Source organism: Nonlabens xylanidelens (assembly GCF_002934445.1).
In the GTDB taxonomy this organism is placed as follows: Bacteria; Bacteroidota; Bacteroidia; order Flavobacteriales; family Flavobacteriaceae; genus Nonlabens; species Nonlabens xylanidelens.
The window spans coordinates 37,389-53,123 of the sequence record NZ_PTJE01000010.1; the positions used below are offsets into that span (position 1 = coordinate 37,389).

Sequence of the window (15,735 nt, forward strand, 5' to 3'; positions counted from 1 at the left end):
ATAACGCGGCGCAAATTTACGACACTATCTCGCTTATTTGTTAGATCGATGTTAAAGAACTGATTTAAGGCACTATATCCTTAAAAAAAGACATTTTAAGCGGTCGTTAGTCTTTTAAACGATAGAAATGAGGTCAGTCATCTATATAACACGAGATTTAAGTAACAAAGGATAAACGAAATCTTTACAGATCTAGTAGAAATGCATTTAAAATTAACAAATAATAACATCTAGCACTACATAATGGAATATGAAGCGCTATTAATCAATCGATTAAATGATATTAACTCTATCTATTATTCTTTGCTATCCACCTTCTATAAGCCGCAGCATTACGATTGTGTTGCGCAAGGGTTTTGGCAAATTTATGATATCCAAAATTCTCAACATTTGCTACAAAATATAAATAGTCGTGCTTTTCTGGATTGAGTACCGCATTGATCGCAGTTAAATCTGGAGTAACTATAGGACCTGGAGGCAGGCTAGAATATCTATACGTATTGTATGGATTATCTATTTCTAGATGTACATATAGCACTTGCTTAATTTGTTGTTCAAAATCATTTTCAGATTTTTTCTTTGCATATATAACCGTAGGATCTGCATCGAGTTTTATACCTCTCGCAAGTCGGTTAAGGTAAACACCTGCTACTCTAGGCATTTCATCTACTTTGGCAGTTTCTTTTTGTACTATAGAAGCAAGCGTGTACACTTCACTAGGTGATAGATCTAGTTTTTTTGCTTTTGCAAGTTTCTCTGCTGTCCAGAATTGTTTGTGGTAAGAAAGCATTTTATCTCTAAAACGCTCTGCACTCGTATTCCAGTAGGTCTCATAAGAATTAGGTAAATAGATGCTCAAAGCTGTATTTTCATCCAGTCCATTTTCTTTTAAAAATTCTGGATCTTTCATAGCCTTAAGTAAAGTCAGGCTATCCGGTTCTATTTGTTGGGATAAACGTCCTGCAAGGTTTTCTACACGTTCTTGATTATTAAAAGTGACCTTAATAGGCATGTTCTGACTGCGCACGGTATTTATAATATCGTTATTGCTAGAACCTTTTTTAATCAAAAATCTACCAGATTTTATATTCTCGTTATATTTCTTTTTAACTGCTGTGGTGTGTAAGTTGTCACGATCATTTACAGCATCTGCTATAATAAGAAATGCGGTATTATAATCTGCATCACTAGGTATAAAAACCTCATAGGTTTCGGTCTCAAAATTAGTGTTTGAACCGAATAATATTGAGTAAATATTATAAGCAAAAATGCCCATAATTACCAGTCCCACGAGTACAATACCTAGGATGATTTTTTTATAATTCTTATTCATTGATCAGTTGGTAAAGGTGTTCGTTTTTATATGATTTTTCTGTGGCAATCCAGTCTTTTTTTATTCCGCTTTCGCGAAAGCGTAACTTTTCAAACAATTTGCGACTGGCTAGATTATCCTCACTTATACTCGCATATAATTGATGTAATCTAAGGTGTTTAAAAGCATAATTTATCATGAGTTCTAGTCCAGCAGTAGCAAGACCACGTGCACGGTCTGACTCTTGAGAGATAATTATACCTACTCCTGCACGTTTATGATAAGGGTCAAAATCATAAAGATCTACAACTCCTTTAATTTCATTATTTAAATTGCAAATGGCGAGACGTAATTGTTTTACCTCATAAATATCGCGGTGCGCATTTTCTAGATATTCTCTAATGGTAAATTTAGAATAAGGAGTTATGGTATGACCGAATTCCCATAGCTCTGGATTGTTCTCTAATGCATAGATAAAATCTAGATCTTCTGGATCTACTGCCCTTAACTCACATAAATCGTTTTTTAACATCATACGGCTATCGCTCCTTTAAAAACTTGCGTTGCAGGACCAGTTAACCATATATCAGTATATCCTTGAGGAGATGGCTGGTATTTCACTTTTAAAGTACCGCCAGGTGTAAGAAGTGACACCTCGTTATTTTGTGTTTGTTGTGTGCTATGCATGGCAAGAGCTACTGCTGTAACACCTGTACCACAACTTAGAGTCTCATCTTCTACTCCACGCTCATAGGTGCGTACTTTAAATACGTTACCACCTTGTGGTTCTACAAAATTTATGTTTGCACCTTCTTTTCCATAAAGATCATTACGCAGGTGCCTACCTTGTGTAAAAACATCTGTATGATCTATGTTATCAGTTAATTGGACATGGTGCGGTGAACCAGTATTAGTGAAAATATGTCCATCAAAGACTTGTACCACAGGCACATCTGTCATTTGTAAACTTACCTCTCCATTATCAAATAAATGAGCATGATGTAAACCGTCTGTAGCCTCAAAACTTGCGGTATCTTTTACGATGCCTAAGTGTTGTGCAAAACTAACTAGACAGCGGCCACCATTACCACACATAGAACTCTCGTTACCGTCTGCATTATAATAAACCATGGTAAAGTCTAACGTATCATGGTTTTCTAACAGCATTAAACCGTCTGCTCCTATACCAAATTTACGATCGCAAAGCTTCTCAATAAGTTTAGTGTTTGTTTTATCAAAATGTAAGTCGCGATTATCTAGGATAACAAAGTCGTTACCTGTTCCTTGATACTTGTAGAATGTGATCGTTTTCATTCTTGCAAAAATACAGCAAGTGATTCAATTCTCTTAGTGTTAAACAGCGTTAAACCTATTTTTTAAACACAATTCTATGTGTAATTTTAGGTTATAGATATAAATAAACAAATTGCACATGAAATCATTTATCAAAACATTAGGGATAGCCGTCCTAGGTGGCGCGGTTGTTTTAGGATCTTATAAATTCTTTTTTGAAGAAAACTCTCAAAAATCTATATATACAGAACAAGCAACTACAGGAGAAAATCCTGTACCCATAAGCCCAGTAAATTATGTAAACGCAACATCTATAGCAGGTGTAGATTTTACAGAAGCTGCTGAAAAAACTGTACATGCCGTGGTACACGTAAAAAACAAAACGGTTGCTAGAGTAAGACAGTCCTGGTCTGATTTAAGAAATGGACGTGTACCTTATAGAGAAGCGATAGGAACTGGTAGTGGTGTCATTATTACTGAAGATGGTTATATAGTGACTAATAATCATGTTATTGATAACGCTCGTGAACTAGAGGTTACTTTAAATAATAACAAAACTTATAAAGCAAAACTGATAGGTACAGAACCTAATAGCGATATCGCTTTATTAAAAATAGAGACAGACGAGGCATTGCCTTATATTGTTTTTGGCGATTCTGACCAGACTAAAATAGGAGAATGGGTTCTAGCCGTAGGTAATCCTTTTAACCTTACTAGTACAGTAACCGCAGGAATAGTAAGTGCCAAAGGTCGTGATCTCGATGCGACTGATGCTAACCAGCAAAGTTTTATTCAAACTGATGCTGCTGTAAACCCAGGTAATTCTGGTGGTGCGCTGGTTAATACTAATGGAGAGTTGATAGGAATTAATACAGCTATCGCGTCTAAAACTGGTTCTTATGTAGGATACTCATTTGCGGTGCCATCTAATAATGCTCGTAAAATAATTAATGACATTATAGAATTCGGTTTTGTACAAAAAGGAATGCTAGGTATACGTGGTGGTGACCTTAATGGTAACATTGCAGACGAATTAGGTATAGATGAAAGTGAAGGAATTATAGTATCTGACGTAGTAGAAGATAGTGGTGCGTTTAATGCAGGACTGCGCAAAGGTGATGTCATTACTATGATAGATAATATTAAGATCACAAAATTCTCTGAGCTTACTGGTTATGTAACTAGTAAAAATCCTGGCGATGTGGTAGTGGCAAATATTATTAGAGATGGAAAAATAAGTCAAATAAATATAGAGCTGACTAAAAACAATACGGTTAGTATTCCATCTATAGAAATGGATTTACGTAACTTAACTAAATCAGATCGTAGCAAGTATAAAATTAAAGAAGGTGTAAAAATAGAACGCACTACTGGAGGTCTCGCAAGGTATGATATGAGAGATTATGTTATCACCAAAATCAATGATACAGAAGTTACAAATATAGATGACGTACAAAATGTATTGAGAAGTGTTAATCCTAATGCGACGCTATTGATTCAAATGAAAAACAGCGCTGGTGAAATAGAACGTTTTAGATATACGCTGGATTAAGTTTAAGTTTAAGTTTAAGTTTAAGTTTAAGTTTAAGTTTAAGTTTAAGTTTAAGTTTAAGTTTAAAAATGCAAAATCTCCAGATAGCTACTTAGTTATTTGGAGATTTTTTTTATGCTACTAGTTTATATTCTGGATAGGTTTCTTCTAGGTATTCCTCCATCTTTTTAGGTATCACCACTTGTATAACGTATAACATGACACACATCAACACAAATAGAAAACTAATGATTCCTACAACCCAAAGATTCATGCTTGCAAATGAATTTGTATTGGGAATAAGCATATTAAAAAAATGAATAGGTATTAACCCTAAACCAAAACCTGCTCCATGCTGCATAATGATATCTTTAAACAGCCATTTCTTCTCATCACTTTCTTGACTTCTTTTTCTCTCTCTAAAATAAGAAACAGATAGTTTAACAAAATAACCTATAAATAGAATTACTATTACCGCACTCAAATAATCTGCAGAGACACTTATTAATCTCAATAGATAGAAAGTGGCTACGCTAAATAAAATAAGCAATAAGATTTTAGGTAACTTAAAAAACTCTAAGGTATGTTTCCATATTAGTTTAGAGTATTTCTTACCTAATGATTTCTGGCGTTCTTCTACCACATCCATAAATCCGAACACGCCAAATTTTTTAAACTCTATCTGTAGCGCTTTTTCAAAACTTAGGTCTGGATCTTCTTGCCATTGATGTTCTATTCCATTTGCTAGATGATCAACCAGCTCGGATTGAAGATCATACCATTCTACATAATGTTTTTGAGTAAATGCAAATAACTCTTCTATATGTTCTTGAGTTAATTTATTCATTAAAATGATAGTTTAGGGTTAATAATAGCCTGCATGTTCTCCATATATTCCTTTAATTCTTGCATCATATTCACAGCCTCTTTTTCACCTTGTGGAGTGAGGGAATAATATTTTCTAACACGATTCTCAACTTTCTCTGCTTCTACTTTTAAATGACCTTCAGACTGTAATTTATGTAAAGAAGGATAAAGAGCTCCTTCTTTAACATCCATTGTACCGTTAGTTAATTCTTTTACTCTTTGAGTAATTTCATAACCATACATCTTCCCTTCTTGCTCTAGCAGGCGCATGATTATAGTGGTTAAACTACCTCTGTATAATTTGTTATTGGACATACCTAAGTTTCTTAGGTACAAACATACATAAGAATCTTAGGTAACAATAATTTTTATTGAAAAAATTGTATTTTTAAGAAATAGCGAGAGTAATAAAATTATAAATAATCAACTTTTATGGTAGTTAAGAGCAGTTTTATGAGTTCCGCTTTCGCGAAAGCGAATCTATAACCATCACAAATCAATAAATAAATTAAACAATACACATAAATAAGTCGAAATAAATTCTACTATAACGTTATAGTATTATTACTTTTGCAAAAAATTAAACACACTAAACCCACATTTATGAGTAACCAAGTAGATACTTATGAAAAAGAGCTCGCTTTTCAAACTGACAGGCGACGTGCAGCTGTTGCATTTATTAAAGTCGTAAGCGACCTATGGTATGACCGTTCTATAGAACTGGTACTATTTAGAAATCAGCTTATTGATAGAAACGTAAGCGAGATCATCAACCTACATGAGTATGCTGGTGAATTTGTACAAAAACCTATTTCGGTTTTTGATAGTGTGGAGATCGCACAAGCTATTCTATCTCTAGACTTACCACCTTCAAAACTAGACATAGGTAAACTTACTTATGAATACCATCTAGAAGAAAACGAGATGCAGGATGCCATGGCTTTTGTCATGAGTAAACTGGGTGACGCACAAAAAACTGAAGAAATCACTCCTAAGGACGTGGTGCTTTATGGTTTTGGTAGAATAGGCCGTTTACTTGCTAGAGAATTAATGAGCAAGGCTGGAAAAGGCAGCCAGTTAAGACTACGTGCCATAGTAACTCGTGGCGCGATTACAGAATCTGTTCTTGAAAAACGTGCTTCTCTTCTTGCACAAGATAGTGTACATGGAGATTTTTCTGGTACGGTAAGCTATGACCTAGAACAAGAGTCTCTTATTGTTAACGGGACAACTGTAAAAGTAATAAGTGCAAACGCGCCAGAAGACATAGATTATACAGCATACGGTATTAACGATGCTCTTATTATAGATAATACTGGTGCTTTTAGAGACGACGTGGCACTAGCCCGCCATCTAGAGGCAAAAGGTGCACATAAAGTACTACTTACTGCACCAGGAAAAGGTATTCCTAATATAGTACACGGTGTTAACCAATTAGAGAACAACCCTGATCAAGTAGATATATTTTCTGCAGCAAGTTGTACGACTAATGCTATAACACCTGTTTTAAAGGCGATAGAAGACAGTTTTGGTGTTGTAAAAGGACATTTAGAAACGATACATGCATATACTAATGATCAAAATCTAGTAGATAACATGCATAGTAAGTACCGTCGTGGACGCGCTGCGGCACTTAATATGGTTATTACAGAAACTGGTGCTGGAAAAGCGGTAAGCAAGGCATTACCTTCTTTTGAAGGTAAACTTACCTCTAACGCTATACGTGTTCCTGTACCTAATGGTTCTCTTGCCATTCTTAATCTAGAATTAGAAACTGCCACCTCTAAGGACGCTCTTAATGCTACCATTAAGAAATATGCTCTAGAAGGTGATCTAGTGGAACAAATCAAGTATTCTATTGATAACGAGCTAGTTTCTAGTGACATTATAGGTTCTAACGCACCGTCTATTTATGACTCTAACGCAACTATAGTAGGTCCAGATGGAAAAAATGCAATAGTTTATGTATGGTATGATAATGAATATGGATATAGCCACCAGGTGATTAGACTGGCTAAATATATCGCAAAAGTAAGACGTTTTACTTATTACTAATTTTTTATAAATTGCTTTCAAATTTGCTAAAGCGTGAAAAAGCCATCTCAATAAGAGATGGCTTTTTAGTTAAATTACTTTTTTGATAAGTGTTCCGCTTTCGCGAAAGCGAATACATTTCAAAATCTCTCCAACCAAGTCTCATTTTCATTAAATTTGATTATGGTCTATACAATTTTATAGTCACCGTATTTAAAGTTAATGGTTACTACATGAGAATATTCAAATATTGGGCAACTGCCTCTAGAGTTTTACAAATAGATGATTTTACACAGGAATCAACTGTTTATGGTGGGTCAGATATTTCTATAGAGCATGCTAGAGAAGATGCAGAACAAAGACTCGATAAAGCAGCTGCTAAGATTCAGGAGAAAATAAATAGAGTATTTAATAACGACCCTAGTTATGAGGTCGATATTAGGGAGGAAATCATAGAAAAAATAGACAGTAATAATATTATAACACGTAATAGGTATGGTGCACAGGTTCTCAATTCTACAGATACCATGTTTATAGATGTAGATAGTTACAAGTTAAGCTTCATGAAAATCTTTTTCAGACGTGGTAAAACGAATAAAGATTTTATGCTAGCAGGAATAGAAAAAGCTGCTGCAAAGAGTGTTTATAGTCAGTTGGGTTTTAGAATTTATGAAACTTATAAAGGTTATCGCATTTTAGTAAGTGGATTTCATTATCCAGTGAGAAGCATAGAGACTAAATCCATTTTAAAAGATTTTAACGGTGACCGACTCTACAATTACATGTGTGAAAAACAAAATTGCTATCGGGCAAGATTAACCCCAAAACCTAATCGTGTCGAACAAAAATTACCTAGAATTATTTTTCCTGATCGTACATATGAACAGCAAAATGTTCTCGATAAATGGCTGGATGAATATAGATATAAAAGTCAGCGATATTCTACATGTAACCTTGTTAAAGAAATAGGCTTTATTTCTTCTACGCGAGTTATAGAATATCATGATAGAATAAGTAAAGTAAATAGTAACTATCCACTAGCTTAAAAGAGTAAAAATAGCATAAAAAAATCCATCTCAAATTGAGATGGATTTTTATTAAATGCTAGATTTTATATCACTAAAATTTTATACCGTTGCTGTACTCATAGTATCTAGGGCTTTACTTATTAAAGTATCTCCTTTTATAATTTCAAAGGTTTCTTTATTTGCCGTATCATCGTGTAATGCTCGAGTTAATGTTTGTGCCACATCTGCTCTTGAGATTTCACCATGTTTATTTAATTTATGTGAGAGTTCAATATGGTTAGAGGCATTATCATTAATCAAAGAACCTGGTCTAACTATCGTATAGTTGAGACCGCTGTTTTTCAAATAAACATCAGCATTATGTTTTGCTTTTAAATACTCTACTAATTGGTCTGCCTCTTCTGGATTATCTGCTCCCATAGAACTAAGCATCACAAATTTTTTAATGTCATTTGTTATAGCTCCATCGACTACCTTCTTTGCTCCTTCTTGATCTATCTCGACTACTTTTTTACCACCAGAACCTGCAGCAAAAATTACTTTATCAATATTTTTAAACGTATGAGAAATATCTTGAGAAAGGTCGCCCATTACCCATTTAACATTTTGAGCTTCAAATTGTGCCTTTTGCTCTTCTTTACGTATCATGGCTACCGGCTCAAAATATTGAGACTCATTTAAAAGATTTACTATTTGTTTTCCTGTGGTACCTGTTGCACCTGCTACTAATACTTTTTCCATGTGTTCAAGATACTAAATACAGCTGCTCTAACAGCTTGTCTAATAGTTTTTAACCTCATTTTAAGCACTTATTAACTATGCCTTATTCTTTTATTAAGCTGCATTTAACGTATTCACCATGCGTTCAATTTTTGTAACTTACGCAGCTATTAAAACTTGTATTTTTACCATAGCCATATATTAAATTAATAAACCCTGCAGCGCTTGAATAGCTTTGACAAATTTCTCCATAAAATAGGTATCATATCGTTCTTTACTATAGAATTACCTATAAGCGCATATGATTTTGCGCGCAAATTAGGTGAAATGACTTTATATAGTGAGATAGGCTGGTTTACAGATCTAGAAGATCTCTTCTCGTCTGACTATAGAAGATATAAAGGTCTAGTAGTTAATAGTCATTTTAGAATTAAACATAAAGCGGCTTTCTTAGATTTTGGAAAACATACTGCCATAGGTACTGGTTATGTTATAGAAACGGAAGAAGGCATTAAAATAACCGTTAAGGTAAACTCTTTTAAAATCGCAATTTTTATTTACATGATTATGGCAAGTTTGTACTGTATTATCGTGTTGTTAAGTATGATATTTAGTGTAATAACAGATAGTGCCATTGCTCTAATAATACTGCCTTTTATAATCTTGTTTGCCAGTATAGCCATTGTATTACCTTTTATTTTATTGCGCAATAGCACACGTAGAATGCATGATTTTTATCAAGGACAGTTTTATTACTTTGCTCAATAAATATCAATATGCATCTTAAACCACTTACTTCACTTAGGTTTTTATTTGCATTAATGGTATTTGTATCACATTTAAATTTTTTAAAAAATTCTAATCATATATGGTTGCGCGATACTTATAACACCATTCTATCACAAGGTTATATAGGTGTCAGTTTCTTTTTTATCTTAAGCGGTTTTATACTTACCCATGTTTATCGTTTTAAACTAGATAGCAATGCGACAGCAAGAAGGAGTTTTTTTATAGCAAGACTAGCACGAGTTTATCCTTTACATCTTGCTACTTTTTTAATCGCAATACCTTTAATGTTCTAGGGTCAAGAAATTACTATAAGAGGTTTATTATTGGGGTTGTCTAACGTTACTTTAACCCAAAGTTTCATACCTATAAAAGAACTTTACTTTTCTTTTAACGGACCATCATGGAGTATTTCTTGCGAGGCTTTCTTTTATTTATGTTTCCCTTATTTACTAATTCTTTTCAATAAACTAGGTAAATTTAAATACTACCTAACCGCAATTTTAGCATCTATTATCATCATTCTAACTAACTATATAAGTCCGAACTTGCAGCATGGTTTATTTTACATCAATCCACTATTTAGAATAGTTGATTTCATCTTAGGCATTGTAATATATGATTTGTATATAAATCTAAAAAATCAAAAAACGTTAGTAGATTTTACTATACTAGAGTTTCTTTCTATTGCGATTTTTGTATTGTTTTTCAGTTTACGAGATAGTGTTACAGATACATCTTTATACAGTATTTTTTATTGGATCCCTATAATGACCATCATTCTAATATTTGCTTTTCAACAAGGAGCAATTTCTAAAATTCTAAGTCATAAATATGCCATATGGTTAGGAGAGATAAGTTTTGGCTTCTACATGATACACCATCTAGTAATGAGATACTTTATACTAGGTAATGGTAAATTTGAATTAATCACTAATCACTATCTAATCATAATATTATTGTTTACAATAACCGTTATAGCTGCTGCTGCAAGCCATCGTTATTTTGAAACCCCTTTAAACCGTTGGATTAGAAATAAAAACTAATTTTAATCTTCTGTTATAATTACAGATCAACCATAATACAAATGATATTTATTTTTGGCACCAAACCAGTATTACTTAACGAGATCACGCCTAAATCCATTAAATGCAATTTCTGTGAATCTCAAGGAACTGTAACTTTAATATCTCGCAGTTCTCACACTCATCTATATTATATACCTATGTTTCCCTTAGGTATAAAAATTTCTGCTTATTGTCACGACTGTACTTATGAGGCAAATCAAAATGAATTCCCTCAAAATTATTACAGCCATATAGACCTATTAAAAAATGATAGCAAAACACCATTTTGGCAATTTACGGGCGTTGCTATTATAATTATTGCTATAATCCTAGGTATAGGAAGGTCACGATATGTTGAAAATAGAGATGCAGCATACATCGCAACACCAGCTATAGGTGATGTATATCATTATAAAACAGGTTACAGCCAGTATTCTACAATGAAAGTTGTATCAATTAATTATGATTCTATCTTTTACATCCATAATGATATGGAGGCAGATAGGTATAACATGTTATCAGAACTTAATGTAGAAGAAAATTATGGTGATGATATTTATTATATTCTAAATAGTGAATTAGATAGCATGCAAAACGCAAATACCCTAATAGATATAATAAGAGCAGAAGATTAATAATACCACATTATTAAACCAGTTTCATCTTTGCTTTTAAAACCTTAGAGGCTTGTGTATAACCGCCATTTTCTCCATCAAGAAAATGAATATGATAGTCATCTATGGCTGTAACAAAACAAGATAAAACACTACTGCTACTACTGTAATATCCATAATTTATTAAATGATCATTTTCTAACCCATCTAGATATTCTAGTAGTTGCTCTCTTTGCCCCACATTTCCAGTAATCACAGTATTAATAGAACCATCTAATAATAACGTCTCTGTTAGTTGAATCAAGTCATTGATATAGTTTTTACCTTTTTTAGTGTTTTTAGTAAACCAGCCACCCATTACACCACGCCACCAGCTAGAAACCAACTTGCTAGGTGTAACATTTTTAAATTTCATTTTTACTTCAGCCTTAATCCTACTTAGACTATTGACCATCTTTAATCGTTTTGCGACAATAGGATGGCGTATGGTATCATCTCCATATATTAATTCGATTTTCTCTAAAATCTGACTATATAACCTAGATTGATCCTCTACTTTTCTGGCCTTAATTATTAAGGAAATAATCTCATTTTTATTATCCGGCGGGCTTATTTTATCCCACTTGCACTCCATTCCGTTAAGGTCGAGATTAAAATTAAATTGCTCTATAGCTGTTACGGGAGGTGAGGCTTTGATTTCATTTTCTGCCATTTGTAATGCATTACCTAATATAACAGGCATTAAATGGAGATCGTTTCGCTTGTACTTTAATATTTTAAGAGACGCTCCTTTATCAACCATTTCTCCAACTTTACGGTACCCTACTCTTAAAAAGAAATCAAAAGAAATAGAACACCTCTCTTGGTGTAGATTTAAAGCAAACAAACATTCATTTAAGATCTCATTAGGGACTATAAGTGTTGCTCCATCACCTCCAAAGAAAAAAGGAATCTCAACACCCTTTGCTCGAGAAATATTAAGACAGGCAACTATACTACCAGTAGCTGCTAGATTAACAAGCTGTTGCTTTCCAGCTTGCACAGCTTGTGTAGATTTTTCTACATCGGTTACAATTATATTCCACGAGTTTGGAACATCAGTAAAAGCTTCTTCATCATTTATCAGTTCATGAATAGAACCATAATGTAAATGTAAGTTAGAATAAAATAATGTATCTGTAGCGGCCATACTCAAAATTACATGAATTTATGTATTCTTATATCACAAGGTAGTATTAAAATCTCTTAACCATTTAATATCATTGAATCTAGAGCATTAATAGTACTTTTGCAGAAACCCCTATTAAAATGAAAAAATTATACTTTTTACTAATTGTTGTTCTCGCTTTCGCGAAAGCGGAATCACAAGTAGTCATAAACGAATTAGATGCAGATACCCCTAGCACAAACGATAGGCAATTTGTTGAATTAAAATCTGATGTACCATTTTATCAGTTAGATGGTTTCGTATTGGTGTTTTTTAATGGTTCTACAAGCTCTAGCACAGGAATGGGGCGTAGTTATTACACAGTAGATCTCGATGGTCTTGTGACAGATGACAATGGTTTAGTTGTCTTAGGTAGCTCTCTAGTTTCACCAGTTCCAGATCGTTATATAGCAGAAAGTAACATACAACTAGGTGCAGATGCTGTAGCAATTTACAGAGGTGACGATACAGACTGGCCAGATAGAACATTCCCATCCCAAGTAAATCTAGTTGATGCATTAATTTATGACACTGATGATGCTGATAACGTAGCATTGATGACATTTTTAGGTATTACAGTTCAATACAATGAAAATGAAAACGGTAATAAAACAACAGAATCGGTACAACGTAAAACAGATGGGACATATGAAACTAAAAGCCCTACACCGCACTCATTAAACAATTCTACAATACCTACCTATAATGGTGTTAGTTTCACAACTAGTAAAACAGAGCTTACCGAACCTGATACATTTGACATTACCTTCACACTAACCGAGGCACCTAGCACGGATTTTACCCTAGGTTTTAATTTTGATAACCAAGGCTTTGATGCAAATGACTTTACAGGAGCTTCTTCATTTACTATTCCAGCTGGTCAGACCAGTACAACACTAAGTTTTACCATTACCGACGATGCAATAGATGAGGGTGATGAGTCTTTACGTATAAACTTGGATGATAATTTACCAACAGGTTTTAAGAGATTAAAAGATCTTGAAGAACTAGCAGTGATTGATAATGATTTTCAAGTAGCAACATACGGTACTCCACTAGCACCTACATATGGTATTGTAGCTAGCACTGCACCGAGTGATTATTATAATAGTTTAAATAATCTAGCATCGCCACAACTAGAAACGGCTATTACCGCACTCATTTCTGAGGAAAACGTAGTGCGTATCCATACATACAATGATGTGACAGAGATATTAAAAAAATCAGATGTTTCGCCATTAAACTCTAATAACGTATGGTTAATGTATACGGAACAAGAACGTAGAGTAATCGACTTTCAAACCGGTAGCACAAATACAGGCAAATGGAATAGAGAGCATATCTGGTCTAGATCTAGAGGTCCATTTTCATCAATTGAATATGACGAGGTTACAGACGGTATGTCGATATGGACAGAAACTAATGCTGATAGTTTAAGACATGGAAATAGTGATGCACACCATTTAAGAGCTGCAGACGGTCCAGAAAACAGTTCTAGAGGTAACAATGATTTCCCAGAATATAACGGTCCTGTAGGTTCTCAAGGTAGTTGGCATGGTGACGTTGCTCGTGCATTATTCTATATGGATTTAAGATACAACAATCTTGCTATGGTAAATGGTAACCCTGCAAATACAACTACTGGACAAATAGGTGACCTAGCGACATTAATACAATGGCACAGAAATGATCCACCAGATGATTTTGAAATGAATCGTAATAATGTCATTTACACCTGGCAAAATAATAGAAACCCATTCATTGATAATCCTGAATTAGTAGAATTAATTTATGGTAATAATATAGGTCAAACCTTCACACTCTCAGGACAGTCCGAAGTACTAACGAAAATAGTTATAACACCTAATCCTTCAAATAACCACTTTACAATATCGAATGTTAATGAGCCAATTAATATTACTATTTACGACTCGTTTGGTAGAGTTATAAGAACTGAAAACATAACAAATACAATTAGAATAAACCATAACTTAACAACTGGTATGTACCTAGCAAAACTAAGTGAAGGTGATAATTCTAAAGTCGTAAAATTATTAGTAAGATAATTTCAATTTTAAAATATTGATTTGGTCCTATATAGATTATTAAAATCTCAATGAATTTAGATTCATTGAGATTTTTTTTATTTATTATTTACAAGTAACTTATCTTAATAATCCAATTATTGAGGGCTAGAGATAAGAGTAAAAGATGTTTTTTAAACAGAATATATTATTCAACAAGTATAATCTTTGACTTAACACTTTGTATTTTTCTATTAATGAAAACACTGCTATTAGTATTCCAATACCTCAATTAGTAATAGTTTTTCTTCTCGAGGCAATACTTCTCTATCTTTATTGGTTTAAAAACATTTTTATCTAGTATAACTTAACACCATTTAAAACTGTAGTTTTCTGTCTCTGAATAATAAATAACAACAATAAAAGTATAGTGCGAGTGAGGGATTCCATTAGTATACTGTTGTTTTGGTAATGGTTGTAGGTGTGAAAACATAAAGCTTATAATAATTCATAAATCTCACAAGAACCATTTGGAATGCGTCATTCAATTTAACCTTTTGTTCGAGACATTATTTGTGGCAGTATAGCGTGTTATACATCAGATTATTTGACTCTAAATATTATCCACCTTTGTCTGTTCACGCCAATTAGTAGTTTCGGAGTCTTAAAATTGTTAATTTGTTTAGCCTAATGATGGCTTTGTGTTTTTCATGAATATCGTGTAGAACAATTTTAATTAGCTAAAGGATTAAATTAACATACTATAATGTAATAATTTGACAACATATAATTGGCCTGAACTAATCTCTATGACTACTGATTTTTAATAAATATGTATACCCAAAAAATCAAACCTAAACTTTCATATATGAACCCAGCAAAAAACAAACAATAAAACTTACTCAACAACTCTCGATACGAGCTTATAATTATTCTAGATGAACAAACTTATAACATTATTCATTCTAGAACGGACATGTATAAACAAAAAAAACCCTTGTCTAATTGACAAGGGTTTAAAAGAAGGCGGCGACATACTCTCCCACAAATAGCAGTACCATCTGCGCAAATGGGCTTAACTTCTCTGTTCGGAAAGGTAAGAGGTGAGCCCCATCGCTATAACCACCTTAATGGTTGCAGTTGAAAATCAACTGTATGATTTGACATATTGAAAATATAAACTAGTAAAAAAATAGGTGTTAGAATATCTAAGCTTACGGGTAATTAGTATCACTCGGCTATGACATTACTG

The 15,735-nt window shown here is 33.4% G+C and carries 13 protein-coding genes, 1 rRNA gene and 1 pseudogene; 7 read left to right on the forward strand and 8 right to left on the reverse strand.

What is annotated here, in order from left to right; all coding sequences use genetic code 11:
* Positions 1–289 precede the first annotated feature (289 nt).
* The 3 genes from mltG to dapF are packed head-to-tail and all read right to left on the reverse strand — an operon-like array spanning position 290 to position 2,626.
* A complete protein-coding gene (mltG, locus tag LY01_RS14610) occupies positions 290–1,333 on the reverse strand; it encodes an endolytic transglycosylase MltG (protein ID WP_104516751.1) in 1,044 nt (347 codons plus the stop codon).
* Positions 1,326–1,847 (reverse strand): GNAT family N-acetyltransferase, encoded by a 522-nt coding sequence (locus LY01_RS14615; RefSeq protein WP_170034666.1) that lies wholly within the window; start codon positions 1,845–1,847, stop codon positions 1,326–1,328. The genes mltG and LY01_RS14615 overlap by 8 nt, the downstream gene beginning before the upstream one ends.
* A complete protein-coding gene (gene dapF / locus LY01_RS14620; protein ID WP_104516753.1) occupies positions 1,844–2,626 on the reverse strand; it encodes a diaminopimelate epimerase in 783 nt (260 codons plus the stop codon). Before dapF ends, LY01_RS14615 begins: the two co-directional genes overlap by 4 nt.
* A gap of 118 nt (positions 2,627–2,744) precedes the next feature.
* Between dapF and LY01_RS14625 the strand changes: the two genes are divergently transcribed.
* Complete coding sequence (locus tag LY01_RS14625; RefSeq protein ID WP_104516754.1) at positions 2,745–4,157, forward strand: trypsin-like peptidase domain-containing protein; 1,413 nt, start codon at positions 2,745–2,747, stop codon at positions 4,155–4,157.
* Positions 4,158–4,269: 112 nt separating this feature from the next.
* Here the strand turns inward: LY01_RS14625 and LY01_RS14630 are convergent, their stop codons facing one another.
* The gene (locus LY01_RS14630; protein ID WP_104516755.1) at positions 4,270–4,983 is read right to left on the reverse strand and encodes a hypothetical protein; all 714 of its coding nucleotides are present in this window, start codon (positions 4,981–4,983) and stop codon (positions 4,270–4,272) included.
* The gene (locus LY01_RS14635) at positions 4,983–5,318 is read right to left on the reverse strand and encodes a PadR family transcriptional regulator (RefSeq protein ID WP_104516756.1); all 336 of its coding nucleotides are present in this window, start codon (positions 5,316–5,318) and stop codon (positions 4,983–4,985) included. Before LY01_RS14635 ends, LY01_RS14630 begins: the two co-directional genes overlap by 1 nt.
* A 288-nt stretch (positions 5,319–5,606) precedes the next feature.
* On the opposite strand from LY01_RS14635, the gene LY01_RS14640 reads away from it, so the two are divergent.
* Together LY01_RS14640 and LY01_RS14645 are read left to right on the forward strand one after the other, a co-directional pair.
* Positions 5,607–7,058 (forward strand): glyceraldehyde-3-phosphate dehydrogenase, encoded by a 1,452-nt coding sequence (locus LY01_RS14640; RefSeq protein ID WP_104516757.1) that lies wholly within the window; start codon positions 5,607–5,609, stop codon positions 7,056–7,058.
* 212 nt (positions 7,059–7,270) lie between these two features.
* On the forward strand, positions 7,271–8,083 hold the full coding sequence (locus LY01_RS14645; protein ID WP_104516758.1) for a hypothetical protein: 813 nt from the start codon (positions 7,271–7,273) through the stop codon (positions 8,081–8,083).
* A gap of 81 nt (positions 8,084–8,164) precedes the next feature.
* Here the strand turns inward: LY01_RS14645 and LY01_RS14650 are convergent, their stop codons facing one another.
* Entirely contained in the window at positions 8,165–8,806 is a 642-nt protein-coding gene (locus LY01_RS14650) for an SDR family oxidoreductase (protein WP_104516759.1), read from the reverse strand.
* 204 nt (positions 8,807–9,010) lie between these two features.
* Between LY01_RS14650 and LY01_RS14655 the strand changes: the two genes are divergently transcribed.
* The 3 genes and pseudogenes from LY01_RS14655 to LY01_RS14670 all read left to right on the forward strand — a co-directional run bounded on the left by LY01_RS14655 (position 9,011) and on the right by LY01_RS14670 (position 11,273).
* Complete coding sequence (locus LY01_RS14655) at positions 9,011–9,553, forward strand: hypothetical protein (RefSeq protein ID WP_146080451.1); 543 nt, start codon at positions 9,011–9,013, stop codon at positions 9,551–9,553.
* Positions 9,554–9,561: 8 nt separating this feature from the next.
* Positions 9,562–10,617 (forward strand): annotated as a pseudogene (locus tag LY01_RS14665) (acyltransferase family protein).
* A 41-nt stretch (positions 10,618–10,658) separates the two neighbouring features.
* A complete protein-coding gene (locus LY01_RS14670) occupies positions 10,659–11,273 on the forward strand; it encodes a hypothetical protein (RefSeq protein WP_104516763.1) in 615 nt (204 codons plus the stop codon).
* 13 nt (positions 11,274–11,286) lie between these two features.
* On the opposite strand, the gene LY01_RS14675 is transcribed toward LY01_RS14670, so the two are convergent.
* Positions 11,287–12,441: a DUF3095 family protein gene (locus LY01_RS14675; protein ID WP_104516764.1), complete on the reverse strand. Its 1,155-nt coding sequence runs from the start codon at positions 12,439–12,441 to the stop codon at positions 11,287–11,289.
* A gap of 119 nt (positions 12,442–12,560) precedes the next feature.
* Between LY01_RS14675 and LY01_RS14680 the strand changes: the two genes are divergently transcribed.
* Complete coding sequence (locus LY01_RS14680; RefSeq protein ID WP_104516765.1) at positions 12,561–14,525, forward strand: endonuclease; 1,965 nt, start codon at positions 12,561–12,563, stop codon at positions 14,523–14,525.
* Positions 14,526–15,504: 979 nt separating this feature from the next.
* Here the strand turns inward: LY01_RS14680 and rrf are convergent.
* A 5S ribosomal RNA gene (rrf, locus tag LY01_RS14685) occupies positions 15,505–15,613 on the reverse strand.
* Positions 15,614–15,735 lie beyond the last annotated feature (122 nt).

Coding starts and splice junctions, on each gene's coding strand:
- LY01_RS14625 (WP_104516754.1), top strand. CDS start 2,745: ATGAAATCATTTATCAAAACATTAGGGATAGCCGTCCTAGGTGGCGCG.
- LY01_RS14645 (WP_104516758.1), top strand. CDS start 7,271: ATGAGAATATTCAAATATTGGGCAACTGCCTCTAGAGTTTTACAAATA.
- LY01_RS14640 (WP_104516757.1), top strand. CDS start 5,607: ATGAGTAACCAAGTAGATACTTATGAAAAAGAGCTCGCTTTTCAAACT.
- LY01_RS14650 (WP_104516759.1), bottom strand. CDS start 8,806: ATGGAAAAAGTATTAGTAGCAGGTGCAACAGGTACCACAGGAAAACAA.
- LY01_RS14615 (WP_170034666.1), bottom strand. CDS start 1,847: ATGATGTTAAAAAACGATTTATGTGAGTTAAGGGCAGTAGATCCAGAA.
- LY01_RS14675 (WP_104516764.1), bottom strand. CDS start 12,441: ATGGCCGCTACAGATACATTATTTTATTCTAACTTACATTTACATTAT.
- LY01_RS14680 (WP_104516765.1), top strand. CDS start 12,561: ATGAAAAAATTATACTTTTTACTAATTGTTGTTCTCGCTTTCGCGAAA.
- LY01_RS14630 (WP_104516755.1), bottom strand. CDS start 4,983: ATGAATAAATTAACTCAAGAACATATAGAAGAGTTATTTGCATTTACT.
- LY01_RS14670 (WP_104516763.1), top strand. CDS start 10,659: ATGATATTTATTTTTGGCACCAAACCAGTATTACTTAACGAGATCACG.
- LY01_RS14635 (WP_104516756.1), bottom strand. CDS start 5,318: ATGTCCAATAACAAATTATACAGAGGTAGTTTAACCACTATAATCATG.
- dapF (WP_104516753.1), bottom strand. CDS start 2,626: ATGAAAACGATCACATTCTACAAGTATCAAGGAACAGGTAACGACTTT.
- mltG (WP_104516751.1), bottom strand. CDS start 1,333: ATGAATAAGAATTATAAAAAAATCATCCTAGGTATTGTACTCGTGGGA.